The 26,703-nt window shown below is 72.5% G+C and carries 22 protein-coding genes; 12 read left to right on the forward strand and 10 right to left on the reverse strand.

Annotated elements, in window-relative coordinates; all coding sequences use genetic code 11:
- Window positions 1–10: 10 nt before the first annotated feature.
- On the reverse strand, window positions 11–1,399 hold the full coding sequence (gene lpdA / locus IO20_RS0101315) for a dihydrolipoyl dehydrogenase (protein WP_030547517.1): 1,389 nt from the start codon (window positions 1,397–1,399) through the stop codon (window positions 11–13).
- 288 nt (window positions 1,400–1,687) lie between these two features.
- Window positions 1,688–3,196 carry a leucyl aminopeptidase gene (locus IO20_RS0101320; protein WP_030547515.1) on the reverse strand — a complete coding sequence of 503 codons (1,509 nt, stop codon included), beginning with the start codon at window positions 3,194–3,196 and terminating at the stop codon, window positions 1,688–1,690.
- A gap of 314 nt (window positions 3,197–3,510) precedes the next feature.
- Between IO20_RS0101320 and IO20_RS0101325 the strand changes: the two genes are divergently transcribed.
- From IO20_RS0101325 to IO20_RS0101345, 5 genes are read left to right on the forward strand one after another with little or no spacing between them, the layout of a single operon-like run.
- Window positions 3,511–5,634, forward strand: a complete 2,124-nt coding sequence (locus IO20_RS0101325) for a hypothetical protein (protein WP_030547513.1) — start codon at window positions 3,511–3,513, stop codon at window positions 5,632–5,634.
- A 26-nt stretch (window positions 5,635–5,660) separates the two neighbouring features.
- Window positions 5,661–7,220 (forward strand): GT4 family glycosyltransferase PelF, encoded by a 1,560-nt coding sequence (gene pelF / locus IO20_RS0101330; protein WP_030547511.1) that lies wholly within the window; start codon window positions 5,661–5,663, stop codon window positions 7,218–7,220.
- The gene (locus IO20_RS0101335) at window positions 7,217–8,668 is read left to right on the forward strand and encodes a hypothetical protein (protein WP_030547509.1); all 1,452 of its coding nucleotides are present in this window, start codon (window positions 7,217–7,219) and stop codon (window positions 8,666–8,668) included. The genes pelF and IO20_RS0101335 overlap by 4 nt, the downstream gene beginning before the upstream one ends.
- 13 nt (window positions 8,669–8,681) lie before the next feature.
- The gene (locus IO20_RS0101340; RefSeq protein WP_030547507.1) at window positions 8,682–9,299 is read left to right on the forward strand and encodes a spherulation-specific family 4 protein; all 618 of its coding nucleotides are present in this window, start codon (window positions 8,682–8,684) and stop codon (window positions 9,297–9,299) included.
- The gene (locus IO20_RS0101345; RefSeq protein ID WP_030547506.1) at window positions 9,296–10,084 is read left to right on the forward strand and encodes an endo alpha-1,4 polygalactosaminidase; all 789 of its coding nucleotides are present in this window, start codon (window positions 9,296–9,298) and stop codon (window positions 10,082–10,084) included. Before IO20_RS0101340 ends, IO20_RS0101345 begins: the two co-directional genes overlap by 4 nt.
- A 12-nt stretch (window positions 10,085–10,096) precedes the next feature.
- On the opposite strand, the gene IO20_RS0101350 is transcribed toward IO20_RS0101345, so the two are convergent.
- Window positions 10,097–10,861 (reverse strand): adenosylcobinamide-GDP ribazoletransferase, encoded by a 765-nt coding sequence (locus IO20_RS0101350; RefSeq protein WP_030547505.1) that lies wholly within the window; start codon window positions 10,859–10,861, stop codon window positions 10,097–10,099.
- Window positions 10,862–10,937: 76 nt separating this feature from the next.
- Here IO20_RS0101350 and IO20_RS0101355 point away from each other — a divergent pair, with 76 nt between their 5' ends.
- Entirely contained in the window at window positions 10,938–11,702 is a 765-nt protein-coding gene (locus IO20_RS0101355) for a hypothetical protein (RefSeq protein ID WP_030547504.1), read from the forward strand.
- Here IO20_RS0101355 and IO20_RS40915 read toward each other — a convergent pair.
- From IO20_RS40915 to IO20_RS0101375, 4 genes are all read right to left on the reverse strand, one after another.
- Entirely contained in the window at window positions 11,642–12,358 is a 717-nt protein-coding gene (locus IO20_RS40915; protein ID WP_030547503.1) for a hypothetical protein, read from the reverse strand. The two genes, IO20_RS0101355 and IO20_RS40915, sit on opposite strands and share 61 nt — an antisense overlap.
- A complete protein-coding gene (locus IO20_RS0101365) occupies window positions 12,355–14,118 on the reverse strand; it encodes a phosphatidylglycerol lysyltransferase domain-containing protein (protein ID WP_030547501.1) in 1,764 nt (587 codons plus the stop codon). Before IO20_RS0101365 ends, IO20_RS40915 begins: the two co-directional genes overlap by 4 nt.
- Before the next feature lie 103 nt (window positions 14,119–14,221).
- Window positions 14,222–15,313, reverse strand: coding sequence for a nicotinate-nucleotide--dimethylbenzimidazole phosphoribosyltransferase (gene cobT, locus IO20_RS0101370; protein WP_030547499.1), 1,092 nt, complete (start codon window positions 15,311–15,313; stop codon window positions 14,222–14,224).
- A gap of 217 nt (window positions 15,314–15,530) precedes the next feature.
- Window positions 15,531–16,733, reverse strand: coding sequence for a bifunctional adenosylcobinamide kinase/adenosylcobinamide-phosphate guanylyltransferase (locus tag IO20_RS0101375; RefSeq protein ID WP_030547497.1), 1,203 nt, complete (start codon window positions 16,731–16,733; stop codon window positions 15,531–15,533).
- A gap of 91 nt (window positions 16,734–16,824) precedes the next feature.
- On the opposite strand from IO20_RS0101375, the gene IO20_RS0101380 reads away from it, so the two are divergent.
- On the forward strand, window positions 16,825–17,031 hold the full coding sequence (locus IO20_RS0101380; RefSeq protein WP_030547495.1) for a hypothetical protein: 207 nt from the start codon (window positions 16,825–16,827) through the stop codon (window positions 17,029–17,031).
- 72 nt (window positions 17,032–17,103) lie between these two features.
- On the opposite strand, the gene IO20_RS0101385 is transcribed toward IO20_RS0101380, so the two are convergent.
- The 3 genes from IO20_RS0101385 to IO20_RS0101395 form a co-directional block, all read right to left on the reverse strand.
- Window positions 17,104–18,210 (reverse strand): S1C family serine protease, encoded by a 1,107-nt coding sequence (locus IO20_RS0101385; protein ID WP_030547492.1) that lies wholly within the window; start codon window positions 18,208–18,210, stop codon window positions 17,104–17,106.
- A gap of 97 nt (window positions 18,211–18,307) precedes the next feature.
- Complete coding sequence (locus tag IO20_RS0101390) at window positions 18,308–19,084, reverse strand: class I SAM-dependent methyltransferase (RefSeq protein WP_245684844.1); 777 nt, start codon at window positions 19,082–19,084, stop codon at window positions 18,308–18,310.
- Between the two features lie 65 nt (window positions 19,085–19,149).
- Entirely contained in the window at window positions 19,150–19,755 is a 606-nt protein-coding gene (locus IO20_RS0101395) for a DUF3043 domain-containing protein (RefSeq protein WP_030547489.1), read from the reverse strand.
- Between the two features lie 290 nt (window positions 19,756–20,045).
- Here IO20_RS0101395 and IO20_RS0101400 point away from each other — a divergent pair, with 290 nt between their 5' ends.
- The 5 genes from IO20_RS0101400 to IO20_RS0101420 all read left to right on the forward strand — a co-directional run bounded on the left by IO20_RS0101400 (window position 20,046) and on the right by IO20_RS0101420 (window position 26,638).
- Window positions 20,046–20,843 carry a PspA/IM30 family protein gene (locus tag IO20_RS0101400; RefSeq protein ID WP_078945875.1) on the forward strand — a complete coding sequence of 266 codons (798 nt, stop codon included), beginning with the start codon at window positions 20,046–20,048 and terminating at the stop codon, window positions 20,841–20,843.
- 27 nt (window positions 20,844–20,870) lie between these two features.
- On the forward strand, window positions 20,871–21,149 hold the full coding sequence (pspAA, locus tag IO20_RS0101405) for a PspA-associated protein PspAA (protein ID WP_030547485.1): 279 nt from the start codon (window positions 20,871–20,873) through the stop codon (window positions 21,147–21,149).
- A gap of 200 nt (window positions 21,150–21,349) precedes the next feature.
- Window positions 21,350–22,588 carry a sensor histidine kinase gene (locus IO20_RS0101410; protein WP_030547483.1) on the forward strand — a complete coding sequence of 413 codons (1,239 nt, stop codon included), beginning with the start codon at window positions 21,350–21,352 and terminating at the stop codon, window positions 22,586–22,588.
- Entirely contained in the window at window positions 22,585–23,274 is a 690-nt protein-coding gene (locus IO20_RS0101415) for a response regulator (protein ID WP_030547481.1), read from the forward strand. Before IO20_RS0101410 ends, IO20_RS0101415 begins: the two co-directional genes overlap by 4 nt.
- A gap of 187 nt (window positions 23,275–23,461) precedes the next feature.
- A complete protein-coding gene (locus IO20_RS0101420) occupies window positions 23,462–26,638 on the forward strand; it encodes an efflux RND transporter permease subunit (RefSeq protein ID WP_030547479.1) in 3,177 nt (1,058 codons plus the stop codon).
- Window positions 26,639–26,703 lie beyond the last annotated feature (65 nt).

The following is a 26,703-nucleotide window of genomic DNA, read 5'->3' on the forward strand; positions in this document are numbered from 1 at the left end:
GACGTGAGCGTCAGTCGTGGGAGTGCAGCGGCTTGCCGGCCAGGGCCAGGTGAGCCTCGCCGAGCGCCTCGTTCTGCGTCGGGTGGGCGTGGATGAGCTGCGCGACCTCGGCCGGCAGCGCCTCCCAGTTGTAGATCAGCTGCGCTTCGCCGACCTGCTCGCCCATGCGGTCACCGACCATGTGGACGCCGACCACGGCACCGTCCTTGACCTGGACGAGCTTGATCTCGCCCGCGGTCTTGAGGATCTTGCTCTTGCCGTTGCCCGCGAGGTTGTACTTCAGGGCGACGACCTTGTCCGCGCCGTAGACCTCCTTGGCCTTCGCCTCGGTGATGCCGACGGAGGCGACCTCGGGGTGGCAGTACGTCACCCGCGGCACGCCGTCGTAGTCGATCGGGACGGCCTTCAGGCCGGCCAGGCGCTCCGCGACGAGGATGCCCTCGGCGAAGCCGACGTGCGCGAGCTGGAGCGTCGGGACGAGGTCGCCCACGGCCGAGATCGTCGGCACGTTGGTGCGCATGTACTCGTCGACCAGGACGTAGCCGCGGTCCATCGCGACGCCCTGCTCCTCGTAACCGAGACCCGCGGAGACCGGGCCGCGGCCGATGGCGACGAGCAGCACCTCGGCCTCGAAGGTCTTGCCGTCGGCCAGGGTGACCTTGACGCCGCCGTCGGTGTACTCGGCGGACTGGAAGAACGTGCCGAGGTTGAACTTGATGCCGCGCTTGCGGAACGCGCGCTCAAGAAGCTTCGAGCTGTTCTCGTCCTCGACCGGGACGAGGTGCTTCATGCCCTCGATCACCGTGACGTCGGTGCCGAAGGACTTCCAGGCGGAGGCGAACTCGACGCCGATGACGCCGCCGCCCAGGATGATCGCGGACTCCGGGACCCGGTCCAGGGTCAGCGCGTGGTCCGAGGTGATGATCCGGTTGCCGTCGATCTCCAGGCCCGGGAGCGACTTCGGCACGGAGCCCGTGGCGAGGAGGACGTGACGGCCCTCGACGCGACGGCCGTCCACGTCGACGGAGGTCGGGGAGGAGAGGCGGCCGGTGCCCTCGATGTAGGTCACCTTGCGGGAGGCGACGAGACCCTGCAGACCCTTGTACAGGCCCGAGATCACGTCGTCCTTGTACTTGTGCACGCCCTTGATGTCGATGCCCTCGAAGGAGGCCTTGACACCGAACTGCTCCGCCTCGCGCGCCTGGTCGGCGACCTCGCCGGCGTGGAGCAGGGCCTTCGTCGGGATGCAGCCGTTGTGCAGGCAGGTGCCGCCGAGCTTGTTCTTCTCGATCAGTGCGACGTCCAGGCCCAGCTGCGCTCCGCGCAGGGCCGCGGCGTAACCGCCGCTACCGCCGCCGAGGATCACTAGGTCGAAAACGGTGCTGGCGTCGTTCGCCACGTCACGTCCTCCATGCATGTGCGCTCGTCGCCGGTCGTCGAAGACCAGGCGGCGGCTGGTGTCCGGCCGCTTTATTTCGGCCCTGTGGTGGGGGCCCTGTCCTGCCGAGAACCCATCTTCGCACTTGTTGACGGACGGCGGGACGCGGGGCCGTGCTCTGAGACGGCCGATCGTCCGTACGGCCGGGTCCCGGCGGCGTACGAACCTACGGATTTCGTCGCGAGCGAACGGGCGGCGAACGGTACGGCCCCGGGCGCGAAGCCCGGGGCCGTACCGTCACGCCACTGCTCAGAGCTCGCCGGCGGCGGTGCGCTCGGCCAGCTTCACCAGGGTGCGGACCGAGGAGCCGGTGCCGCCCTTGGGGGTGTAGCCGTACGGGGCGCCCTCGTGGAAGGCGGGGCCCGCGATGTCCAGGTGGGCCCAGGTGATGCCCTCGCCCACGAACTCCTGGAGGAAGAGACCGGCGACCAGGCCGCCGCCCATCCGCTCACCCATGTTGGCGATGTCGGCGGTGGGGGAGTCCATGCCCTTGCGCAGGTCCGCGGGGAGCGGCATCGGCCAGGACTGCTCGCCGACCTCCTCGGCGATCTCGTGGATGGCCGAGCGGTAGTCGTCGTCGTTGGCCATGATGCCGAAGGTGCGGTTGCCGAGCGCCAGGACCATGGCGCCGGTCAGGGTCGCCACGTCGACGATCGCGTCCGGGTGCTCCTCGGAGGCGCGGGTCAGCGCGTCGGCGAGGACGAGCCGGCCCTCGGCGTCGGTGTTCAGGACCTCGACGGTCTTGCCGCTGTACATGCGGAGCACGTCACCCGGGCGGGTGGCGGAGCCGGACGGCATGTTCTCGGCGAGGGCGAGCCAGCCGGTGACGTTGACCTCCAGGCCGAGGCGGGCCGCGGCGACGACGGCGGAGAACACGGCGGCGGCGCCGCTCATGTCGCACTTCATCGTCTCGTTGTGGCCGGCCGGCTTCAGGGAGATGCCGCCCGAGTCGTAGGTGATGCCCTTGCCGACGAGGGCGAGGGTCTTCTCCGCCTTCGCGTGGGTGTACGCGATCCGGACCAGGCGCGGCGGGTTCTCGGAGCCGTTGCCGACGCCGAGGATGCCGCCGTAGCCGCCCTTGGCGAGCGCCTTCTCGTCGAGGACCTGGACCTTGAGGCCGTGCTCCTTGCCGGCGGTCTGAGCGGCGGCGGCGAACGCGGCCGGGGTCAGGTCGTTCGGCGGCATGTTGATCAGGTCGCGGGCGCGGTTCATCTCCTCCGCGACGGCCTGGGCGCGCTCGGCGGCGGCCTTGTGGGCCTTGTCGCGCGGCTTGGCGCCCAGCAGGGCGACCTCGGCGAGGGGCTTCTTCGCGTCCTTGCCGTTCTCCTGGTAGGCCGTGAAGGCGTACGCGCCGAGCAGGGCGCCCTCCGCGATGGCGGCGGCGTCGTCGGCGGTGGCGATCGGCAGGGCGAACCCGGCCTTCTTCGAACCCGTCAGGACGCGGGCGGCGGTACCGGCGGCGCGGCGCAGGGTCTCGGCGCCGAAGGACTCGCCGTCCTCGGGGGCGGAGCCCAGGCCGACGGCGAGCACGACGGGGGCCTTGAGACCGGCGGGGGCGGGCAGCTTGGTCGCCTCACCCTCGGCACCGGAGGCGCCCAGGGTCTCCAGGACGGCGGCGAGCCGGCCGTCGAAGGCCTTGTCGACGGCCTCGGCGCCCGGGGCGACGACGAGCGCCTTCCCGGACTTCGCGACGCCGACGACGAGGGCGTCGGCGCGCAGCGTCGCCGCGCCGGCAGTGCTGAGAGTGAGAGCAGTCACGGTGGTGAAATCTCGCTTCCATTGAGTTCTGTGGCGGTCGAGGGATAGGCCGACCGTGCCCGCCGCATCGTATTTCGGCCCGGAGAGCGCCGAGAACGAGCCTACGCTCGCTCACCCGCTTCGCTCACGGCGGCGCTGATTCACTCATCCGTGGTGTCTCTTTCATGTTTACCGTTCTGGCTCCGAGCGCTCCTCCACACTCGCCTCAGTCACGCAAGGACGACCCGCTCGTCTTCGCATCATCTGCAGCATCTCCACAGCTCCCCCGCCCCGGTCCGGGCGCGGGCGGACCTGCCGAGGGGGGACACCACCCGATGGACTCCGGCCGAATCCGTATGCCCGGAACCGCGCTCCGCACCAGCCGCGGCGCCCGTTCCGCACCCCGAACGACCGGCGGAGCACCCCGCACCGCCCGTGTCGCGGCCCTCGCCGCCGCCGCGCTGCTCGCCACCGTCGTGCCGTCCGCGCAGGCCGTCGCCGCGACGCCGCCCCGCGTCGACCTCACCGTCCTCGTCGTCGACGACGGCGGCAGCGCGGTCGGGGCGATCACCGCCGAGCTGAAGGGCTCCGGCGTCCCGTACCGCAGGATCGACCTCAACGACCCGAACCGGCCGGTGCTGAACACGGCCTTCCTCAGCGACACGGTCGACGGGCGGCCGCGCGCCAAGTACCAGGGCGTCGTCCTGCCGCACGAGACCGCCTTCGGGCCCGACTCCGCCGAGCACACCGCCCTCCAGGCGTACGAGCGGACCTTCGGCATCCCGCAGGTCGACGCGTACACCTGGTCGCACCCCGGCGTCGGACTCGACTACACCAACGAGGGCGGCTGGTCCGGCGTCCTCGACGGCACCACCGCGGGAGTCACCGCCGCCGGGAAGGCCGGCCCCTTCCGGTACCTGTCCGGCGCGCTCACCTTCGAGGACAACGACCCCTCCATCGCCGAGAGTTACGGCTACGCGGGCCGCCCGCGCGCCGGCTACACCAGCTTCCTCGACGTCCCCGTCGCCGGGTCCGACGGCGGCCGGGCCAGCCTCGTCGGCGAGTACGCCGCCGACGGGCGCCGCGAACTCGTCGTCACGTTCGCCTACAACCAGCACCAGCGGCAGTTCCGTGCCCTCGCCCGCGGCATCGTCGAATGGCTCACCCAGGGCGTCCACCTCGGACAGAGCCGCAACTACCTCTCCGTCCACGTCGACGACGTCTTCGCCCCCGACGCCCGCTGGGACACGGCCCTCGACTGCACCCCCGGCGACTTCGACTGCGTCGGCGACGACGGCGAGGGCGTCGACCCGATCCGGATGACGGTCGCCGACGCCCAGTACGCCGCCGCCTGGCAGAAGGCCTCCGGCTTCACCCTCGACATGGTCTACAACGGCGGCCAGGGCGAGCAGTGGAGGGCCGAGCACGGCGGCAGCGACCCGCTCACCGACCGGCTCGTCGCGGACCGCGCCCAGTACCGGTGGATCAACCACACCTACACCCACCCCTTCCTCGGCTGCGTCCAGGACAACGCCGTCGTCCCCTGGCAGTGCGCCAAGGACACCGCGGGGAACACCCTCTGGGTCAGCCGCTCCACACTCTCCGGCCAGATCCGCAACAACCACAACTGGGCCGTCGGCAAGGGCATCTCCGTGGACCGCGCCGAACTCGTCACCGGCGAGCACTCCGGCCTCAAGACCCTTCCCCAGCAACCCGTCGACAACCCGAACCTCGCCGGAGCCCTCGCCGACAACGGCGTCAAGTGGATCGCGAGCGACAACTCCCGCGAGCCGCAGCAACGTTCCCTCGGCACCACCACCGGCGCCGCGAGGACCGTGCCCCGCCACCCCATGAACGTGTACTACAACGTCGGCACCGCCGCCGAGATGACCGACGAGTACAACTGGGTCTACACCTCCCGCGCCGACGGCGGCAGTGGCGTCTGCGAGATCAACCCGGCCTCCACCTGCCTGCCCGCCCCGCTCCCCACCACCACCGGATACGCGGACCACATCGTCCCGCAGGAGGCCCGCACCGCCCTCTCCCACGTGATGGGCAACGACCCCCGCCCGCACTACGTCCACCAGTCCAACCTCGCCGAGGAACGCCTCCTCTACCCCGTCCTCGACAAGGTGCTCGCCGACTACCGGGCCCTCTTCGCCGCCAGCGCCCCCGTGGTGAACCCCCGGCAGAGGGACGTCGGCACCGAACTGAACCGCCGCGCCGCCTGGGACCAGGCCGTCGCCGCCGGCAAGGTCACCGCCTACCGCATCGGCTCCACGGTCACCGTCAAGGCACCCGCCGGCGTCACCGCGCCGATCACCGCCCCCGAGGGCACCCGCAAGCAACTCCTCCTCGGCTCCACCGTCTTCGGCGCGCCCTACGCGGGCACCCGCTCCGCCTGGACCACGCCCGAACCGCTCCAGACCAGCGTCACACTCACGCTCCCGACCGCCTGACCAGCACGTTCTGGGGGGAACCGCACATGCCGAGCAGTGGCCGTCATGTCACCATGCTCACCGAAGGCACCTACCCGCACGTCCACGGCGGCGTCAGCACCTGGTGCGACCAGCTCGTCCGCGGCATGCCCGAGGTCGACTTCGAGATCCTCGCCCTCACCGGCAGCGGCCGCGAACCCGTCACCTGGGAGCTGCCGGACAACGTCACCCGGCACACCGCGTACCCCCTCTGGGGACCCCCGCAGGGGCCGGCCGCGCCCGGCCTGTTCGGCGGAGCGCGCCGGCCCCTGCGGGGGCGCGACCGACGCCGCTTCCTCGACACGTACGAACGGCTCCTGCTCTCCCTCCTCGACCCCGAGGCCGGGTACGACTTCGGCACCAGCCTCTACGAGCTGGCCGAACTCGCCCGGCAGGGACGGCTGACGACCGCCCTGCGCTCCGAGACGGCCCTGCGGTCCCTGATGTGGATCTGGACCATGCCGCACCTGCCGACGACCGCCGCCCGGCCCACCGTCCACGACGCGCTCACCGCCACCGACCTCCTGGAACACGCCCTGCGCCCGCTCGCCGCCCGGATATCCGCCGACGGCGTCGCGCACGCCGTCTCCAGCGGCCTCGCCACGCTGCCCGCGCTCGCCGCCCAGCACTTCGAAGGAGTGCCCTTCCTGCTCACCGAACACGGCATCTACCTCCGCGAGCGCTACCTCGGCTACCGCACCGAGGCGCAACGCTGGCCCGTCAAGGCCCTCATGCTCGGCTTCTACCGCGAGCTCAACACCCTCGGCTACCGCAAGGCCGACCTCATCACCCCCTGCAACCAGTACAACCGGCGCTGGGAGGAGCGCGGCGGCGCCCCCGCCGACCGCATCCGCACCGTCTACAACGGCGTCGACCCGGCCCTCTTCCCGGAGGCGGGACCCGAACCGGAGACGCCCACCCTCAGCTGGTGCGGGCGGATCGACCCCATCAAGGACCTGGAGACCCTGATCAGGGCGTACGCGATCTGTCGTGCCGAACTGCCCGCGCTGCGGCTGCGGCTCTTCGGCCCTGTCCCGGCCGGGAACGAGGACTACCTGACCCGCCTGGAGAAGCTCGCCGCCGAACTCGGCGTCACCGACGGCGTCCGCTTCGAGGGCCGGGTCTCCGAGGTGCCGCGCGCCTACGGGGCGGGCAGCGTCGTCATGCTCTCCTCCATCAGCGAGGGCTTCCCCTTCTCCCTCATCGAGGCCATGTCCTGCGGCCGGGCCACCGTCTCCACGGACGTCGGAGGGGTACGGGAGGCCGTCGGCGACACCGGGATCGTCGTCCCGCCCCGCGAACCGGCCGTCATGGCCGCCGCCGTCACCGAACTCCTCAGGAACGATGCCCGTCGCGCCGAACTCGGCCGCCTCGCCCGGCAGCGGGTCATCGACCGGTTCACCCTGAACCGCTCCGTGGACGGCTTCCGCCAGATCTACCGCGAACTCGCGGGCGCCCGCCGACCCCGCCCGGCACCGGCCGTCACCCGCGAGCCCCTCCGCCTGAGCATCCCGGCCCCGCGCCGCAGCGCTCCCACGGCCCTCGTCCCGGGAGGCACCCCGGCATGAGCGGCTCCCTCTGGCTGAAACCCCCGGGAACGGAAACCCCCCTCCCCGTGATCCCCCGCCCCCGCCGGGAGGGCACCGTCACGCCGGCCGTCCCCGGCACCCCGCCCCCCACGGACGACGGCCTCGCCGCCGACCCGCTCGACGCACTCGTCGAGCGGCTCGACCCGTTCGTCGCCGTCGCCGTGCACCCGGACGAGATAGCCGCCCTCCTCGAATCCGACGGCATGACCGACGACCACATCCGGCTCACCTACGGCCGCGCCGACTCCTTCGCCCTCGCCGAGGACCTCTACGCGCGCGTGGAGCGGCGCCACCCCGCACCGGAGGCACCCCGGGGCGGCGCCTGGCACACCGGGCTCGCCGGCTGCCTCCTGCGCGGCCTCGTCTTCGCGCTGCCCGGCCTCGCGTACGTCCTCGCCGCGCCGTTCCTCGCCGCCGAGCAGGGCCGGTTCGGACTCCCCGGCGGAACCGTTCCGCTCCTCGGCGGCGCCATCACCGGCTGGGTCTGGAACCAGACCCTGTCCCACCGCGCGTACACCTGGCTCGGCCTCGGCGACCGGCCCGCCGCCGCCCGCGCCCTGCTCACCGGCGCCCCGGCGGGCGCCCTCGCCGGCACCGCCGTCGCCTTCGCGACCGCCGCGCCCGGCGAGACCCCGGCGGCCCTCTTCGCCGCCGGGCAGTCGCTCTACCTCGCCGCCGCGACCGTGCTCCTGGTCCTCGGTCGCGAACGCGCCCTGCTCTGCGCCCTCCTGCCGCTCGCCGGAGCCGTACCCGCCTTCCGCTGGGACCTGCCCGACCTCCTGCGCGCCGCACTCCTCCTCACCTCGCTCACCGCAGGCGTCGCCTTCGCCGCCCTCGTCCTGCGGCCCGGCGTACGGCGCGGTACGGCGGGCCGCGGCGGGCCCCCGCGCGCCGCCTCCCTCCCGTACGGCCTGTTCGGCCTCGGCAGCGGCCTCCTCGTCCTCCACGCGGGCGTCGGCGACACCCTGGTCAGCGGGGCGGGGGCGGTCATCGCGCTCACCCTCTCCATGGGGCCCGCCGAGTGGCTGCTGCACCGCTTCCGGGGCGAGAGCCTGACCCGGCTGCGGACGCTCGCCACCGCCCGCGAGTTCCGCCGCGCGGTCACCGGAACGCTCGTGCTCTGCCTGGGCGGCTACCTCACCGTCCTCTTCGCCCTCACTCTCGCCGCGACCCTGGCCTGGCCGGGCGCGCCCTGGCCGACACCGGCACGCCTCATCACCCTGCTCCTCCTCGGGACGGTGCTCTGGCTGGGCCTGCTGCTCCAGGCCTTCGGCGCGGTGCTGAGCGCGGCGGCCGTGTGCCTGCTCGCGGCCGCGGCGCAGACCGTGGAACCCGCGGCGGGCTCGGTGGCGGCCGGGGGAGCGGCGGCGGTGCTCACCCTCCTCGCCTGTGTTCTGCTGGTACGACCGACCGCCCACCGCCCCTAGAGGAACCGGGACCTTGAATCGTCTCCTCCTGGTGCCGTTCTACGAGCACCCGGCCGACCGCCCCGAGGCCTGGTCGGCCCTCGTCGACGCGGCGCCGTCGTTGTACGGCGTCGTCGTCAACCCGGCGAGCGGCGCGGGCGACGCTCCCGACCCGGCGTTCGCGGCGGCGGCCGGGCGACTGAGGGCGGCCGGTGTACGGCTCCTCGGGTACGCGGACACCGCCTACGGGCGCCGCCCGCACGCCGAGGTCGTCACCGACCTCGTCCGGCACCGCGACTGGTACGGCACCGACGGCGCCTTCCTCGACCAGGTGGCGACCGCGCCCGACGCCCTCGCCCACTACCGGCGGCTCGCGGTCGCGGCCAGGTCCGCCGGCGCCGCGACCCTCGTCCTCAACCACGGCGCGCACCCCGACCCCGGCTACGAGGAACTCGCCGACCTCCTCGTCACCTTCGAGGGCCCCTGGGACACGTACCGGACGCTCGACCTGCCGGTCGCCGCCCACTACTGCCACCTCGTCTACGCGGCCCCGCCCGGGATCCGCCCCGCGACCCCCGTCCACTGCGCCGTCCCCGGCACCGGGGCGCACCCCTGGGGCACCCTTCCGCATCTCCTGGAGCCCGCCCGATGAGACGCCTCCTGCCCCTGCTCGCGGGCCTGCTGCTGCTCGCCACGGCCTGCACGGCGGGCCCAGGACCGGACCCGAAGCCGGCGGAGGAGCGGTGGCGGCCGGCGCCGGGCCTCGCCTGGCAGTGGCAGCTCAGCGGCCGGCTCGACCCGACCGTCGACGTCCCCGTGTACGACATCGACGGCTTCGACCACCCGGCGTCGACGGTCACGGACCTGCACCGCAGGGGCCGGAAGGTCATCTGCTACCTCTCCACCGGCGCCTGGGAGGACTTCCGCCCGGACGCCGACCGCTTCCCGAAGTCCGTCCTCGGCAAGGGCAACGGCTGGGAGGGCGAGCGCTGGCTCGACATCCGCCGCACCGACGTCCTCGAACCCCTCATGGCCGAACGCCTCGACATGTGCCGCGCCAAGGGCTTCGACGCCGTCGAACCCGACAACATGGACGGCTATCGCAACCGCACCGGCTTCCCCCTGACCGCCGCCGACCAGCTCCGCTACAACCGTCTGATCGCCCGCCTGGCGCACGAGCGGGGCCTGGCGGTGGGCCTCAAGAACGACCTGGACCAGATCCCGGAGCTGCTCGCGGACTTCGACTTCGCGGTCAACGAACAGTGCGCCGAGTACGACGAGTGCGACCGGCTCGTCCCGTTCGTCGCGGCGGGCAAGGCGGTCTTCCACGTCGAGTACGAGCTGGATACCGCCGAGTTCTGTCCGCAGGCCAGGAAACTGGGCCTCAGCTCCATGCTGAAGCGGTACGAGCTCGGGGTCTGGCGCCGGCCCTGCTGACGCGCCGGAGGGTCACCCCAGGGTCAGGGCGACGAGCGCGACCGTCGCCGCCGTCTCCTCCACCGCGCCGAACACGTCCCCCGTCACCCCGCCGAACCGCCGTACGCACCGCCGGAGCAGCAGCGCCGCGACGGCAAGGGCCGCGCCGGCCGCCAGGACGTTGCGCACCGCGTCGTACGGGGAGAACAGCAGGCCCGTCGCCGCGCACGCCACCAGGACGAGCGCGGTCGTGAGGGTCGCGGACCGGACCGGGACCGTGGCCGCGACGATCGCGCCGAGGCCTTCCGGGCGGGCGGCGGGGACGCCGTGGCGGGAGGCGTGGGTGAGGGCGAGGCGGGCGACGGTGGCGGCGAGGACGGCACCGGCCGTGCCGTGCGCCCAGCTCTCCCCGTACAGCTCGAAGAGTGCGGCGACCTGGGCGAGCAGGACGAGGAGCAGCACGATGACGCCGAAGGGGCCCACGTCCGACTGCTTCATGATGCGCAGCGCGTCCTCGGCGGGCTTGGCGCTGCCGAGGCCGTCGGCGGTGTCCGCGAGGCCGTCCAGGTGGAGGCCTCGGGTGAGGGCGGCGGGTGCGGCGGTGGTGACGACGGCGGCGAGCAGCGGCCCCGAGCCGAGTGCCAGGAACGCGCCGCCGAGCCCGGCGGCGCAGAGCCCGACGGTCAGACCGGCCAGCGGGGCGCAGAGCATGCCGGCGCGCGCCGCGTCCCGGTCCCAGCGGGTGATGCGGGCGGGGAACACGGTGAGGGTGCCGAAGGCGAAACGCAGGCCGTCCATCCGGGCAGGGTAATGGCCGCTCCGGGACGGTAGATTGCGCATACCGCGCATTCCACGCACTTCGGAACGGGGTGGCATGGGTCACTGGTTCTCCCGCAACATCGTCGAACCGGGGAAGCTCCCGTTGCTTCTCGCGCTGACCTCGTTCGTCGTGACGTTCCTGGTCACACGGACCGTCACCCGGATGATCCGAGCGGGGAAGGGACCCTTCCGGAACGTCTCCTCCGGCAGTGTCCATATCCATCACGTCGTGCCGGGGGTCGTCCTCGCCGTCCTCGGCGGCTTCGGTGCGGTGGGCAGCGGCCGGCACGGGCTCGGCGCGGCCGTGTTCGCCGTGGTCTTCGGGGTCGGCGCGGGGCTCGTCCTGGACGAGTTCGCGCTGATCCTGCACCTCGACGACGTGTACTGGAGCGACGAGGGCCGCAAGAGCGTCGAGGTGGTCGTCCTGACGGCGGCCCTGGTGGGGCTCGCGCTGAGCGGTTTCTCACCGCTCGGCGTCGATGACATGACCGCCGACGAGCGCCAGGACCGGACCACCTTCCTCCTGACCCTGGCGGTGAACTTCCTCTTCATCCTGATCGCCCTGGTGAAGGGGAAGTTCCGGATGGCCGTCCTCGGGGTCCTCGTCCCGTTCGTGGCGCTCGTCGGCGCCGTCCGGCTCGCCCGCCCCGGCTCCTGGTGGTCACGGCGGTTCTACGGGCGCCGCCACCGGGCACGGGCCCGTTCCCGGATCCGTACGTACCGCCACGACAAGCGCTGGACCAAGATCCGGCGCCGCTCTCAGGACTTGATCGGCGGCTTCCAGGAGCGGGTTCCGGGCCGGGGTTCCACTCCCTCCTGACCTCGCTTGCGCTCGCGCCAGCTCTCGACCGCGATCAGGACGAGGACACCGGCGATGGCGGCGAGATGCTCCTTGCCCGCCAGGTTCGGCTTGACGACCACCTCGACGACCATGGCCACGACGACCGCCGCCCCGGTCCAGCAGGCCCGGTAGCGCCAACAGACGTAGACGGCGAGGCCCACCACGGCCGCCGAGGGACCGGTGTCGACCACCTGCGCGTCGGCGGCGGGCAGGCCGAGCGGGGTGCCCGGCCCGAGGGCGATGCCGACGCGGGCGTACAGCGTCCCGCAGAGGGTGGCCAGATAGGCCACGGCGAGCGTCCGTCCCCGCCCGAGACAGATCTCGGCGATCCCGAACACCAGCAGGACCTGGGCCAGGGCGCCCCACACGGGCAGGTCGAGCGCGGGGACGAAGAGCGAGAGCGGGGTCCGCAGCAGCGCCAGCCACAGCGGCTCCTCGGCCCGTACGGAGCCGATGTCCTGGACCGGCTGATAGCCCCAATCCTGGTTCTGGACGACCTGGAAGAGGGCGGTCAGGCAGACGGCGGCCAGGGTCATCGGGACCGCGCGCCACCTCCGCGTCACGAGCGCCGTCCTGACGGTGGCGAACAGCGGCCCCCACTCCCGGTGGGCGAACCCGCCCAGGGCCCCGCTCAACGGCCGCTCTCCAGATGCCTGCGGTGCACCCACTTCGGCAACCCCGGGGCCTCCAGGAACCCTTCGGCCCGCCCGGCGGCGAGGCCGATGCGCAGCAGGTCCGCACTCTTCTCGAAGAGCATGAATCGGGGCTCCCAGATCGGTCGGTACTTGGCGTTGGCGCGGTACAGCGACTCGATCTGCCACCAGCGGGAGAAGAAGCTGAGCAGCGAACGCCACATGCGCAGCACGGGCCCCGCCCCGAGCTTCGAGCCACGTTCGAAGACGGAGCGGAACATCGCGAAGTTCAGTGAGACCTGAGTGATCCCGATCTCCTCGGCCCGCTGGAGGAGTTCGATGACCATGAACTCCATCAGGCCGTTCTCGGAGTCACGGTCACGGCGCATCAGGTCGAGCGAGAGCCCCTTGGGCCCCCAGGGGACGAAGGACAGCACGGCACGCAGTTCGCCCTGCCCGTCGGTGCACTCCAGCATCACGCAGCGCCCGTCCCGCGGATCGCCGAGCCGCCCGAGCGCCATCGAGAAGCCGCGCTCGGTGGCCCCGTCCCGCCAGTCGTCGGCCTTGCCGAGCAGCTCGGCCATCTCCTCGGCCGGAATGTCCTCGTGGCGCCGGATGCGGACCTCGTACCCCGCCCGCTTGACCCGGTTGAACGCCTGCCGGACCGTCCGCATCGCCCGCCCGTCGAGAGTGAACTCGGCGGTCTCCACGATCGCCTCGTCACCCAGCTCAAGGGCGTCGAGGCCGTGGCGGGCGTAGATGGTGCCGGCCTCCTCGCTCGCCCCCATCACGGCCGGGATCCAGCCGTGCTCGCGCGCCTCCGCCAGCCAGGGTTCGATGGCGCCCGGCCAGGCCTCGGGGTCGCCGATCGGGTCGCCCGAGGCGAGCGACACCCCGCCGACGACCCGGTAGGCGATGGCGGCCTTCTCGCTCGGCGACCACACGACGCTCTTCTCGCGGCGCAGCGCGAAGTAGCCGAGCGAGTCGCGGTCCCCGTGCTTGTCGAGCAGGATCCGCAGCCGCTCCTCGTCCTCCTCGGTCAGGGGGTCGACCGCCCGGCGGGACCGGAACGCGGCGAAGAGCACCGCGAACAGCAGCAGCGTGGACAGGACGTTGATGGTGACGTCGACCCAGCCGGGGGTGGCGATGCCGGCGAACCGGGAGTCGTCGGCGGCCAGCGTGACCAGCCGCATCACGCCGTACCGCCACCGCTCCAGGAAGGTGGAGGGCCCGGTGGAGGTGTTGGTGACGGTGACCAGGACGGCCGCGAGCAGCGAGGTGACGAGCAGTCCGCCGACCGCCACGGCCGCCGCGAGCAGCGGGTTGGAGCGGTCGCCCTTGGCGTAGAACTCCTTGCGGCCGAGCAGCAGCGCGAGGACGAAGGCGGCCGTCAGGACCAGCGAGATCCAGTTCTGGGCGTGCCGGTGGACCTCGGGGAAGAACATCACCAAGGCGAAGAGCAGCAGGAAGAGCCCGCCGAGCACCAGGTTGAGGATCCACGCGGCCCGCTTGCGGCGCCGCATGGTGATCGCCAGGAACAGGGTGAAGACCCCGGAGGCGAAGCCGGCCGTGAGCATGTACGGGGTGAAGTAGTTGTCCTCGTTGTGCCGGCGCAGGTCCTGTCCGAGGGAGACCCAGACGGCACTCAGGAAGTTGATGAACGTGACGACGCGCAGGTACCAGACGGCGAACGCGGCGCTGCGCCGCGAACGGGTCGTGGTGCCCCGGGGTGCTGCTTCGGCAGACAAGCGGACTTCTCCCATGAAAAGCGATCATATGGGGCAGTGCTTGCCGTGCGGAGACGCCGGAGACGGCCACGCGCGCGTCGCGCGTGACCGCCTCCGGAGTCGACGAGTCCGTCTTCGCTCAGTTCTCCCCGTCAGGCCCCTCGGACCCGTCCGACGCCTCCGGAGTGGTCGGATCCGGACGCTCGGGCAGCTCCGCGGCGAGCGCCGCCGCGGCCTGGACGAGGGGAAGCGCGAGCAGTGCCCCGGTTCCCTCACCCACATGGACGCCGTGGTCGAGCAGAGGGTTGAGCGCCATCCGGTCCAGGGCCTTCGCCTGCGCCGGCTCACCGCTGACCTGACCGGCCAGCCACCAGTCCGGCGCCCGGAACGCCGCCCGCTGCGCCACCAGCGCGCACGCCGCCCCCACCACACCGTCCAGGATCACCGGCATCCGCCGCACCGAGGCCTGCAGCAGGAAACCGGTCATCGCCGCCAGGTCCGCCCCGCCGACCGCCCCGAGCAGCGCCAACTGATCGCCCAGGACCGGCCGCGCCCGCCGCAGCGCGTCCCGGATCGCCGCGCACTTGCGCATCCACGCTAGATCGTCGATCCCGGCGCCGCCCCGGCCCGTCACCACGGACGCGTCCGTCCCGCACAGGGCCGCGATCAGGGTGGACGCGGGCGTCGTCCCGCCGACGCTCAGGTCCCCGAGCACCACCAGATCGGTGCCCGAGTCCGCCTCCTCGTCGGCGATCGCGATACCGAGCCGGACCGCCGCCTCGGTCTCCTCGGCCGTCAGCGCGTCCTCCACGTCGATCCGGCCGCTGCCGCGCCGCACCCGGTGGCGTACCACCTCGGCCGGCAGCAGCTCCGGGTCGCAGTCGAGACCGGCGTCCACGACGCGCACCGGCACGCACGTCGACCGGGCGAGCACGGCGACGGGGCTCGCCCCTTCGAGGACCGCCCGCACCAGCTCGTGCGCGGTACCCGCCGGGCGGCCCGACACGTCCAGCGAGGCCACCCCGTGGTCGCCCGCGAAGAGCACCACCTTCGGCTGCTCGATCGCCCGCACCTTGACCGAGGCCTGCGCGGCCGACAGCCACTCACCGAGCTCGTCGAGCCGGCCGAGGGCCCCCGGCGGCACGACCAGCCGCTCACGGCGCTCCTCGGCGTCACGCCGGATCCCGCCGTCGGCGCGCTCGATCAGATCGGAGAAGTCGTCCAGATTCACGGGTTCCGCCTTGAGACAAATCAGCGAGGGCTTGGGGCTGTCTTTTGGATCATGCCGGGCTCGCGGGGTCTGGTGCCGCACCTCGCCGCGTTGTCGTCACTCGCCATGGCTCCGCCATGACTCCCTCCTCCGCCTCGCGATGCACGGCACCAGACCCCGCTCCCTGATCCGGCCTGATCCGAACGACAGGCCCTGGGCCTGTCGTTCGGCTCGCACCCTACCCGCGCAGCACCAGAGCCTGACCGGCGACCACGAGGACGACCTCCTCGCACTCGTCGGCGAACGCCGCGTTCAGCCGGCCCAGCTCGTCCCGGAACCGCCGTCCCGCCGCCGTCGCCGGCACCACCCCCGAACCGACCTCGTTCGTCACCGCCACGACCGTACGGCGGGTCGCCCGCACCGCCGCCACCAGCTCCGCCGTCCGCTTCCGCAGCGCCGTCTGCCCGCCGGCCGCCCACCGCTCGTCGTCCCAGGCGCCGACCCGGTCCATGGCGTCCGTCAGCCACAGCGACAGACAGTCGACGAGCAGCGCGGGCCCGTCCTCCGCGAGCAGGGGTACGAGGTCACAGGTCTCGGCGGTGCGCCAGGAACCCGGCCGCCGCTCCCGGTGCAGGCCCACCCGCTCCGCCCACTCCGGATCGCCCTCCCGGCTCCCGCCCGTCGCCACGTACAGCACCTCGGGGAACGACTCCAGGCGCCGCTCGGCCTCCACCGACTTCCCCGACCTGGCCCCTCCCGTCACCAGGGTCCGCCGGGGCACGTCCGGCACCTCGTGGTACTCGCCCACGTACAGCGTCGTCCCGTCCGGCACCGCCCGCGCCCCCGCCGACGCGAGCCGCCGGTCCAGCTCGGCGCCGGTCGGCGCGTCGTGGTCCAGGTGCACCGCGATCACCTCGGTCGCCGGCCCGACCGCGCCCGCCGCCCGCAGCCGCGCCAGCGCGTCCGGGCGGCCCGTCACATCGGCCAGCACCATGTCGTACGGCGCCCGGTGGTCCTCCGGGAGCCCCGCCGGGGCCCCGCCCGGCGGCAGATAGAGCAGCCGCTCGCCCTCCGCCGAGGTCACCTCGTACCCGGTACCGGGGGAGTCCATCGCGACGGCCCGCACCCGGTGCCCGCTGATCAGCGTCAACTCCCGTCCGTCCGGCACCCGCCCGGCGGTCGGAAGTCCCGCGGGCAGTTCGACGGCGGGCCCGTCGTGCGGGTGGGTCAGCAGGACCTGCCGGACCCCGACCAGCGAATGACCCGAACGGGCCGCCGCGAGCGGGGCGCCCGGAGTCAGGTCGAGCAGCAGGGCCCCGTCCACGAGCAGTGCCGTCGCGGCGCGGGCCCGGGGCCCGCGGGAGAGCGCGCACACGGCGCAGGGACAGTCGGGGCGGGGGAGCCCGAGCGGGGCGCCGGTGCCGAGCAGAGTCAGTTCCACCCTCAGATCCTCCCGCGCCACCGCGAGCCGTGCGCGCCCGGCTACGCTGCGGGCAGGAAACCGATCATCCGGTGAGCGCCAGGAGGCGGACATGGCATGGACGTGGCGGTTCGAGAAGTCCGACGGCACGGAGGTCGAGCCGGTGGTGACTCCGGAGGAGTTCACCACCCAGGGCGACGCGGAGAGCTGGATCGGCGAACACTGGCGTGACCTCCTGGGCGGCGGCGCGGCCCAGGTGACCCTGTCGGAGGACGGCACGAAGGTCTACGGCCCGATGCCGCTGGACGCGGAGGGCTAGAGCGCCCGGCGGCCAGGGGGTGCGGGGCCACGGGCCCCGCACCCCGAACCGGGGTCCCGCCGGAGGTCACCGTCACATCTCGCCGAGCGTGACCTCCGCCTTCTTGGTGGACCCGCCCCGCTCGTACGTCACCGTCACCTCGTCGCCCGGCCGGCGTGAGGCCAGCGCCTCCGACAGGGAGGTGATCGTCGTGATGTCCGTGTCGCCGAGCCGCGTGATCACATCCCCCGGCTTCAGCCCGGCCTTGCCCGCCGCCCCGTTCGCCGGCGCCTCGACCACCGCCACGCCCGCGGGCTCGTAGTCGTCGTTCAGCACCGTACGGCCGGTGATGTTCAGGGCGGCCCGGCCCGAGTCCGTCACCTTGCCGTCCTTGATGATCTGGTCCGCGACCGTCCGCACCATCGACGCGGGGATCGCGAACCCGATGCCCGCCGCGGCACCGCCGCCCATCTCCGGGTCGCTCGCCGCGAGCGTGGGGATGCCGATGACCTCGCTGTCCAGGTTCACCAGCGCGCCCCCGCTGTTGCCGGGGTTGATCGCGGCCGACGTCTGGACCATGTTCCCGATGGTCGCGCCGGTGCCGCCCCCGTCCCGGCCCTCACTGACCGTGCGGCCGGTCGCCGAGACGATGCCCTGGGTGACGCTGCCGGAGAGCCCGAGGGGCGAGCCCATCGCGAGGACGATCTGTCCCATGTCGACGGCCGCCGAATCGCCGAACTTCGCCGGCTTGAGGCCCTGGGGAGGGGACTCCAGCCGGATGACGGCGAGGTCCTGCTCGGGGTACGTGGAGACGAGCCGGGCGTCGACCGGCTGCCCGCCGGTCGCGGCCGTGACCTTGAAGGTCTTCTCCTGGCCGACCACGTGCGCGTTGGTGACGATGTGGCCCTTGGCGTCGTAGACGACTCCGGAGCCGAGACTGTTCTCCGCGTCGATCTGCACGACCGACGGCAGGACGTTCTTGATGACGGCCCGGTAGTCGTCCTGGAGGTCGTTCGCGGCGAGTGGCGCCGCCGCCTGGGTGGAGCGTTCCGGCGGGGCCGTGTCCCCGGTGGCCGAGGAGCAGCCGCTGACGAGCGTGACGGCGCAGGCCGCGGCGGTCAGCGGCAGGAGGAGGCGCGGGACACGGGTACAGGCATGAGTACGGGTACGGGCCTGGGCCCGGGCACGGAAGACGTCCATGCCCGGAGTATCCGTTTCCTCCCCGCCCTGGGCCCGACGAGCGCACCCGATCAGGGGTGCCGGACCCGCCACTCCAGGTCCGGGCCCCGCAGGACGATCAGCCCCGTACCCCGCACAGGTGCAGCAGCGCCGCGATCCGCCGGTACGGCTCCGTGCGCCCCGCCCGGTCCTCGGCGGCGAGCAGCCGCTCCAGTTCCTCGGCGGCCGGCAGGCCCGCCTCGGCGGGGACGCCGTCCGTGAAGACCCGTACCCCGTACCAGGCGTGCAGCGGCGCCGCGATCCCGGCGAGCGTCGCCGTCAGCGCGTCCAGCCGGTCGGCCCGCACCTTGACGCCGTGGTCGTCCGTGTAGACGTCCGAGTCGAAGCCGGTGAGCGCACCGGACCAGTCCCCGGCGAGCCCCGGCCGCATGGCGAGGGCGTCGGCGTTGCGCACGACCAGGGAGAGCAGTCCGCCGGGCGCCAGCATCCGGGCCAGGCCGGCGAGCAGCGCGTCCGGCTCGTCCGCGTACATGAGGACGCCGTGGCAGAGGACCACGTCGAAGCTGCCGGGCAGGAAGTGCACCCCGGTCTCGCGACCGTCGCCCTCGATCAGCCGGACGCGCTCGCGGATCCCGGCGGGCTCCGTGGCCAGCGAGTCGCGGGCCGCCTTCAGCAGGTCGGGATCGGCTTCCAGGCCGGTCACGGTGTGACCGGCGCGTGCTAGGCGCAGGGCCTGCGTGCCCGGCCCCATGCCCGCGTCGAGGATCCGCAGCCGCTGCCCCACGGGGTAGCGGCCCGATATCTGCTCGTCGAGCTGCCGGGCGACGATCTCCTGCCGGATGGTGTCGCGCAGCCCGCCGGAAACGGCGGGCCAGTGCGCGACGGCGGGCAGCACCGGGCCACCCGCCTCCGATGTCGCCGCGCCGAACGCCCGCTCGACGGGCTCCGAACTGTCGGCGCTCAGGGCCGCTCTCCGCGCTTGACCTGCGGCTTCGGCAGTCGCAGTCGGCGCATCTGAAGCGTGCGCATCAGGCCGTAGGCGATGGCGCCGCGCTTCGGCTCGTTCGGGAAGCGCTCGCCCAGCTGCTTCCGCAGGCGGAGCCAGATGCCGATGGAGTCGATGACGATCAGGATGATCACACCGAGCCAGAGCAGCAGGGAGATGTTCTGCAGCGCCCGGTTGGTGTTGCCGAACAGCGACAGCACGAGGATCACCACGGCCATCGGCAGGAAGAACTCGGCGATCGCGAACCGGGAGTCGACGAAGTCGCGCACGAAGCGGCGGACCGGACCCTTGTCGCGGGCCGGCAGATAACGCTCGTCGCCACTGGCCAGCGCTTCGCGCTGACGGGCCAGGTCCGAGCGGCGTGCCTCGCGCTGGCGCTTGGCGGCCTCCTTGCGGTCGGTCGGCACCGTCGCGGCGCGCCGACGCTGGGTCTGCGCCTCACTCCGCTTCGGGGTCGGGCGGCCCTTGGGGGCCTCAGGGTCGCGGGGCTGCTTGCTGGAGAGGTCATCCGTCACCTTGTCGGTGGGGGCCTTCTCGTCCTTCGAACGGCTACGGAACACAAAACCCAAGGGTACGGGGTGACGAGCATGAACCCCATGTCGGGCGGGAACGATCCGCTAACGGACTGCGTCTTCGGCGGTACGTACGGGAGGACGTGCGCGTTTCCCTCAGTTCTGTCCACACCCTTAGATCCGTCTACACCCTGCGCGGGAGGGATCACCGGGCGCAGTCGTCCTTGGGGAGGAGCGCATCCCGCTCCGAACAGTGCGGTAATGGAGACAGGGCCCGTAGTGTGGATCCTGTCGAAGAGCTGGAGCCGAAGTCCGTCAGAAGGGGGCGCGCGAAGCCCATGAGCGGTGTCATGAAGCGTATGGGGATGATCTTCCGCGCGAAGGCGAACAAGGCCCTTGACCGGGCCGAGGATCCGCGCGAAACGCTCGATTACTCCTACCAGAAGCAGCTGGAGCTGCTGCAGAAGGTACGACGGGGCGTCGCCGACGTCGCCACCTCCCGCAAGCGGCTCGAACTCCAGCTGAACCAGCTGCAGGGGCAGTCCGCCAAGCTGGAGGACCAGGGCCGCAAGGCGCTCGCCCTCGGCCGTGAGGACCTGGCGCGCGAGGCGCTGTCCCGGCGTGCCGCGCTGCAGCAGCAGGTCAGCGACCTGGAGGTGCAGCACCAGACGCTGCAGGGCGAGGAGGAGAAGCTCACGCTCGCCGCCCAGCGCCTGCAGGCGAAGGTCGACGCCTTCCGCACCAAGAAGGAGACCATCAAGGCGACCTACACGGCTGCCCAGGCCCAGACGCGGATCGCCGAGTCGTTCTCCGGCATCTCGGAGGAGATGAGCGACGTCGGCCTCGCGATCCAGCGGGCCGAGGACAAGACCGCGCAGCTCCAGGCCCGCGCGGGCGCGATCGACGAGCTGCTCGCCTCGGGCGCCCTGGACGACCAGTCCGGTCTCGCGAAGGACGACATCCAGGCGGAGCTGGACCGGCTCTCCGGCGGTACGGACGTCGAGCTGGAGCTCCAGCGCATGAAGGCGGAGCTGGCCGGTGGCCCCTCGGCGCAGCAGCAGGCCCTCGAGGGCGGCGGTGCGGCGACGCCGCAGGACCGCGCCAAGGAGCAGTCCCACCCGCGCTTCGAGAAGTAGCGCCACAGGCGACGGACAGGACGCGTCATGATCGTACGGATCATGGGGGAGGGCCAGTGGGTACTGGCCGACAGCCACTTCGTCGAGCTGAACAAGCTCGACGACGAGCTGCTCGACGAGATGGAATCGGGGGACGGGGAAGGGTTCCGGCGCACGCTGGGTGCCCTCCTGGACGCGGTCCGGCGGATCGGTGAGCCGCTCCCGGACGACGCCCTGGAGCCGTCGGAGCTGATCCTTCCGGCTCCGGACGCGAGCCTCGACGAGGTCAGGGAGATGCTCTCCGACGACGGCCTGATCCCCGGCTGACGCACCACTGACGCACCACCACTGTCCCGCCACCCCGCCAGGGGCGGCGGGACAGGCGCTGTCCGGTACGGGCAGCGGGGCCGCCCGTACCGCCGAGCCCGGCCCCGGCGCCCGTTCCCCGCCCGTACCTGGCACACCGGCCATCGCCCCCGTACGGCCCGGGCCCCGGCCCAGGGTTCCGCCCCGTACCGTTGTCCCCCGTGACCTCCACCGGCCCCGCCACCGGCACGCTCTACACCCGCCTCCGCGACTGTTTCCGCGACCATCCGCTCGCCTTCGACGCGACCATCGCGTTCGGCGCGCTCGTCGCCATGATCGCCGGGTCCTTCACCGACCCGCACGGCAGCCCGGACGGGCCGACCTTCGGCGACCACACGCCCGACGTGTGGAGCGTGCTGATCATGGTCGCCGGGGCGGCCGCGCTCGTGCTGCGCCGCCGCCACCCCTTCCGCGTGCTCTGCTTCACCGTGACGATCACGCTCTTCGAGCTGATCAACGACACCAGACCCGCCCCCATCGCCATGAGCGCCGTCGTCGCCCTCTACACGGTCGCCTCCCGCACCGACCGCCCCACCACCTGGCGCGTCGGACTCGTCACGATGGCCGTGCTCACCGCCGCCGCCATGACCTTCGGCCCGACCCACTGGTACGCGCAGGAGAACCTCGGCGTCTTCGCGTGGACCGGCATGGCCGCGGCCGCCGGGGACGCCGTCCGCAGCCGCCGGGCCTTCGTCGACGCGATACGGGAGCGCGCCGAACGCGCCGAACGCACCCGCGAGGAGGAGGCGGGCCGCCGGGTCGCCGAGGAGCGGCTGCGGATCGCCCGCGACCTCCACGACGTCGTCGCCCACCACATCGCCCTGGTGAACGTCCAGGCCGGCGTCGCCGCCCATGTCATGGACAAGCGCCCCGACCAGGCCAAGGAGGCGCTCGCGCACGTGCGCGAGGCCAGTCGCTCCGCGCTCGACGAGCTCCGCGCCACCGTGGGTCTGCTGCGTCAGTCCGGCGACCCGGAGGCCCCCACCGAACCGGCCCCCGGCCTCGCCGTGCTCGACGGGCTCCTCGACAGCTTCCGCAAGGCCGGGCTCCCGGTCACCCTGGCCCGCTCCGACGGGGACAAGCCGCTGCCCGGGACCGTCGATCTCGCCGCGTACCGGATCGTTCAGGAGGCCCTGACCAATGTGCGCAAGCACGCGGGACCGGACGCCGAGGCCGAGGTGAGCGTCGTCCGGGTGGGCCGTACGGTCGAGATCACCGTCCTCGACAACGGCGCCCCGCAGTCGCAGGCCCCCGTCGACTCCGGCGGCCACGGCCTGCTCGGCATGCGCGAACGGGTCGGCGCGCTCGGCGGCACGCTGACCGCCGCCCCCCGGTACGGCGGCGGATTCCGCGTACAGGCGATACTGCCGGTGACGTCCCGTACGGGGGAGGACACATGACCATCCGGGTACTGCTCGCCGACGACCAGGCCCTGCTGCGCAGCGCCTTCAAGGTCCTGGTGAACTCCGAACCGGACATGGAGGTCGTCGGCGAAGCGGCCGACGGCGCCGAGGCCCTGGACCTCGCCCGCTCCGAGCGCCCCGACGTCGTCCTCATGGACATCCGGATGCCGGGCACGGACGGCCTCACGGCCACCCGCATGATCACGGCCGACCCCGGACTCTCCGACGTACGGATCGTCATGCTGACCACCTTCGAGGTCGACGAGTACGTCGTGCAGGCACTGCGCGCCGGGGCGTCCGGCTTCCTCGGCAAGGGGGCGGAGCCCGAGGAGCTGCTCGGCGCGATCCGGATCGCGCACGCGGGCGAGGCGCTGCTCTCGCCGGCCGCGACGAAGGGCCTGATCGCCTCCTTCCTGGCGCAGGGCGGCGGCACGCAGGCGGAGGGCGAGGGCGGCGGCGCCCGCTCCGAGCGGCTCGCCACGCTCACCGCCCGGGAGCGCGAGGTCCTCGTCCTCGTCGGGGGCGGTCTGTCGAACGACGAGATCGCCGAGCGGCTCGACGTCAGCCCCCTCACCGTGAAGACGCACGTCAACCGGGCCATGGCCAAGCTCGGCGCCCGCGACCGGGCCCAGCTGGTGGTCACCGCCTACGAATCGGGACTGGTACGTCCGAGGGTGGAGTGACCGGGGCCCCCGGCGTACTCCAGACGCGGTATGCGCGGGATAAGGATGTGGACCCGGGGGCCGAGGACTTCCGGGCGGCGATGGCAGATCGTATAGGTGGGGGGCGCCCCCGGCGGATCCAGCGGATCGGGGCCGGGGTCTTGGCTGCTCCCGCCTGCCGACGAGTACGCCACAGAAGAGAGACCCCATGTCCTGGCTGTCCAGATTCAGCCTCGCGCAACGGGCCCTGATCGGTCTGATGTCCATCGTCGCGCTCGTGTTCGGGGCGATCGCGATACCGCAGCTGAAGCAGCAGTTGTTCCCCTCGATCGAGCTGCCCATGGTCTCGGTCCTCGCCCCGTACCAGGGTGCCTCTCCCGATGTGGTCGAGAAGCAGGTCGTCGAGCCCCTGGAGAACAACCTGAAGGCGGTCGACGGCCTCACGTCGGTCACCTCCACCGCCTCCGAGGGCATGGCCCTCGTCATGGCCACCTTCGACTACGGCGACCAGTCGACGAAGCAGCTCGTGGCCGACGTCCAGCAGGCGGTCAACCGCGCCCGCGCGCAGCTGCCCGACACGGTCGACCCGCAGGTCGTGGCCGGTTCCACGGACGACATGCCGACCGTGGTCCTCGCCGCCTCCTCCGACAAGGACCCGCAGGCCCTCGCCGACCTGCTCGAACGGACCGTGGTGCCCACCCTGGAGGGCATCGACGGCGTCGCCCAGGTCTCCGTCAGCGGTGTCCAGGACCTCCAGGTCTCCGTCACCCCCGACGAGCGGAAGCTCGCCGCGGCCGGGCTCAGCGGCATGAAGCTGGCCGAGGCCCTGCGCTCCGGCGGCGGCACCATGCCGGCCGGCTCCTTCGCGGAGGACGGCAAGAACCGCACGGTCCAGGTCGGCGGCGGCTTCACCTCGCTGCGGCAGATCGAGGACCTGCGCATCCCGGCGGCCGTCCCCGGCAAGGGCAAGGCCGTCCGCCTCGGCGACGTGGCCACCGTCCGTCAGGAGGAGTCGCCGCGCACCTCCCTGACCCGCACCAACGGCAAGCCCAGCCTCGCCGTGATGGCCACCATGGACAAGGACGGCAGCGCCGTCGCCATCTCCGACGCCGTCCAGGAGAAGCTGTCCGGGCTGCGCGAGGACCTCGGCGCGGGCGCCGAGCTGACCGTCGTCTCCGACCAGGGCCCGGCCGTCGCGAAGGCCGTCTCCGGACTGACCACCGAGGGCGCGCTCGGCCTCGTCATGGCCGTCCTGGTGATCCTGGTCTTCCTCACGTCGATCCGCTCGACCCTGGTCACCGCGGTCTCCATCCCGCTCTCGGTCGTCCTCGCCCTCATCGTGCTGTGGACGCGCGACCTGTCGCTGAACATGCTGACGCTCGGCGCGCTCACCATCGCCATCGGCCGGGTCGTCGACGACTCGATCGTGGTCCTGGAGAACATCAAGCGCCACCTCGGCTACGGCGAGGAGCGCCGCGAGGCGATCCTCACCGCGGTCCGTGAGGTGGCCGGCGCCGTCACCTCCTCGACCCTCACCACCGTCGCCGTCTTCCTGCCGATCGGCCTGGTCGGCGGCATCGTCGGCGCGATGTTCGGCTCCTTCTCGCTGACGGTGACGGCCGCCCTGCTGGCCTCGCTGCTCGTCTCCCTCACCGTGGTCCCCGTCCTCTCGTACTGGTTCCTCCGCGCCCCCCAGGGCACCACGGAGGACCTCGCGGAGGCCCGCAGGCTGGCCGAGGAGAAGGAGGAGAAGAGCCGCCTCCAGCGCCTGTACGTGCCGGTCCTGCGGTTCGCGACCCGGCGCCGGCTCGCCAGCCTCGGCATCGCGTTCGCCGTCCTGGTCGTCACCCTCGGCATGACCCCGCTCCTGAAGACGAACTTCTTCGAGCCGGGCGACCAGAACGTCCTCAGCATCAAGCAGGAGCTGGCGCCCGGCACCAGCCTGAGCGCCTCCGACGAAGCCGCGAAGAAGATCGAGAAGCTCCTCGGGGAGACCGAGGGCGTCAAGGACTACCAGGTCACCGTCGGCTCCTCCGGATTCATGGCGGCCTTCGGCGGCGGCACCGGCTCCAACCAGGCCTCGTACCAGGTCAGCCTGGAGGAGTCCGCCTCGTTCGAGAAGACGCGCGACGCCATCGAGAAGGGCCTCGGCGCCCTCGACGGGGTCGGCGAGACGACCCTGACGGCCGGTGACGGCTTCGGCAGCCAGGACCTGAGCGTGGTCGTCAAGGCCGCCGACCCCGAGGTCCTCAAGAAGGCGTCGGAGCAGGTCCGGGCGGCCGTCGCCGGGCTCAAGGACGTCACCGACGTGCAGAGCGACCTCTCGCAGTCCGTGCCGCGCGTCTCGGTCACGGCGAAGCCCGCGGCCGCCGACGCCGGGTTCGACTCCGGCTCGCTCGGCATGATCGTCGCCCAGGCCGTCCGGGGCACCCCGGCCGCCAAGGCGACCCTCGACGACAGCGAGCGGGACGTCCTCATCACCTCGGCCCGACCGGCCACCACCCTGGCCGAGCTCAAGGCGCTGCCCCTCGGCCCGGTGAAGCTCGGTGACATCGCCACCGTCGAGCTGGTCCCCGGCCCCGTCTCCATGACCAGGGTCGACGGCGCCCGCACCGCGACGGTCACGGCCAAGCCGGTCGGCGACGACACCGGCGCGGTGAGCCTCGCCCTCACGCAGAAGATCGACGCGCTCGACCTGCCGGCGGGCGCCACCGCCACCATCGGTGGTGCCTCGGAGGACCTGGAGGAGGCCCAGCTCAGTCTGGCCCTGGCGATGCTCGCGGCCATCGCGATCGTCTTCATGCTGCTGGTCGCGACCTTCAGGTCGCTGATCCAGCCGCTGATCCTGCTGGTCTCGATCCCGTTCGCGGCGACCGGCGCGCTCGGTCTGCTCATCGTCACCGACACCGCCATGGGCGTCCCGGCGATGATCGGCATGCTGATGCTCATCGGCATCGTCGTCACCAACGCGATCGTCCTGATCGACCTGATCAACCAGTACCGGGCCAAGGGCCTGGGCGTCGTCGAAGCGGTGATCGAGGGTGGCCGGCACCGGCTCCGCCCGATCCTGATGACCGCCCTCGCGACCATCTTCGCCCTGCTGCCGATGGCCCTCGGCATCACCGGCGAGGGCGGCTTCATCGCCCAGCCGCTGGCCGTGGTGGTGATCGGTGGTCTGATCACCTCGACGCTGCTGACCCTGCTCCTCGTCCCGACGCTCTACGCGATGGTGGAGCTCCGCAAGGAGCGCCGTGCGAAGAAGAAGGCGGCGAAGCGGAAGGCGAAGGACGAGGCGAAGGCCAAGGCCAAGGACGAGGTGACGCACAACCCGGAGCAGCCGGACGTCACCCCGGTCGACGCGGGCCTGCTCGACATCCTGGACTGAGTCCCGGCAGGTACGGCGAAGGGCGCCCCGCGATCGTGCGGGGCGCCCTTCGGCGTAGGCGAGGG

It is taken from the genome of Streptomyces exfoliatus, assembly GCF_000725545.1.
Classification (GTDB): Bacteria; Actinomycetota; Actinomycetes; order Streptomycetales; family Streptomycetaceae; genus Streptomyces; species Streptomyces exfoliatus.

What these genes read in the sequence shown, in the direction of transcription:
- IO20_RS0101325 (WP_030547513.1), top strand. Translation starts at nt 3,511, where the DNA reads ATGGACTCCGGCCGAATCCGTATGCCCGGAACCGCGCTCCGCACCAGC.
- pelF (WP_030547511.1), top strand. Translation starts at nt 5,661, where the DNA reads ATGCCGAGCAGTGGCCGTCATGTCACCATGCTCACCGAAGGCACCTAC.
- IO20_RS0101335 (WP_030547509.1), top strand. Translation starts at nt 7,217, where the DNA reads ATGAGCGGCTCCCTCTGGCTGAAACCCCCGGGAACGGAAACCCCCCTC.
- IO20_RS0101345 (WP_030547506.1), top strand. Translation starts at nt 9,296, where the DNA reads ATGAGACGCCTCCTGCCCCTGCTCGCGGGCCTGCTGCTGCTCGCCACG.
- IO20_RS0101350 (WP_030547505.1), bottom strand. Translation starts at nt 10,861, where the DNA reads ATGGACGGCCTGCGTTTCGCCTTCGGCACCCTCACCGTGTTCCCCGCC.
- IO20_RS0101355 (WP_030547504.1), top strand. Translation starts at nt 10,938, where the DNA reads ATGGGTCACTGGTTCTCCCGCAACATCGTCGAACCGGGGAAGCTCCCG.
- IO20_RS0101365 (WP_030547501.1), bottom strand. Translation starts at nt 14,118, where the DNA reads ATGGGAGAAGTCCGCTTGTCTGCCGAAGCAGCACCCCGGGGCACCACG.
- IO20_RS0101380 (WP_030547495.1), top strand. Translation starts at nt 16,825, where the DNA reads ATGGCATGGACGTGGCGGTTCGAGAAGTCCGACGGCACGGAGGTCGAG.
- IO20_RS0101385 (WP_030547492.1), bottom strand. Translation starts at nt 18,210, where the DNA reads ATGGACGTCTTCCGTGCCCGGGCCCAGGCCCGTACCCGTACTCATGCC.
- IO20_RS0101400 (WP_078945875.1), top strand. Translation starts at nt 20,046, where the DNA reads ATGAGCGGTGTCATGAAGCGTATGGGGATGATCTTCCGCGCGAAGGCG.
- pspAA (WP_030547485.1), top strand. Translation starts at nt 20,871, where the DNA reads ATGATCGTACGGATCATGGGGGAGGGCCAGTGGGTACTGGCCGACAGC.
- IO20_RS0101415 (WP_030547481.1), top strand. Translation starts at nt 22,585, where the DNA reads ATGACCATCCGGGTACTGCTCGCCGACGACCAGGCCCTGCTGCGCAGC.
- IO20_RS0101420 (WP_030547479.1), top strand. Translation starts at nt 23,462, where the DNA reads ATGTCCTGGCTGTCCAGATTCAGCCTCGCGCAACGGGCCCTGATCGGT.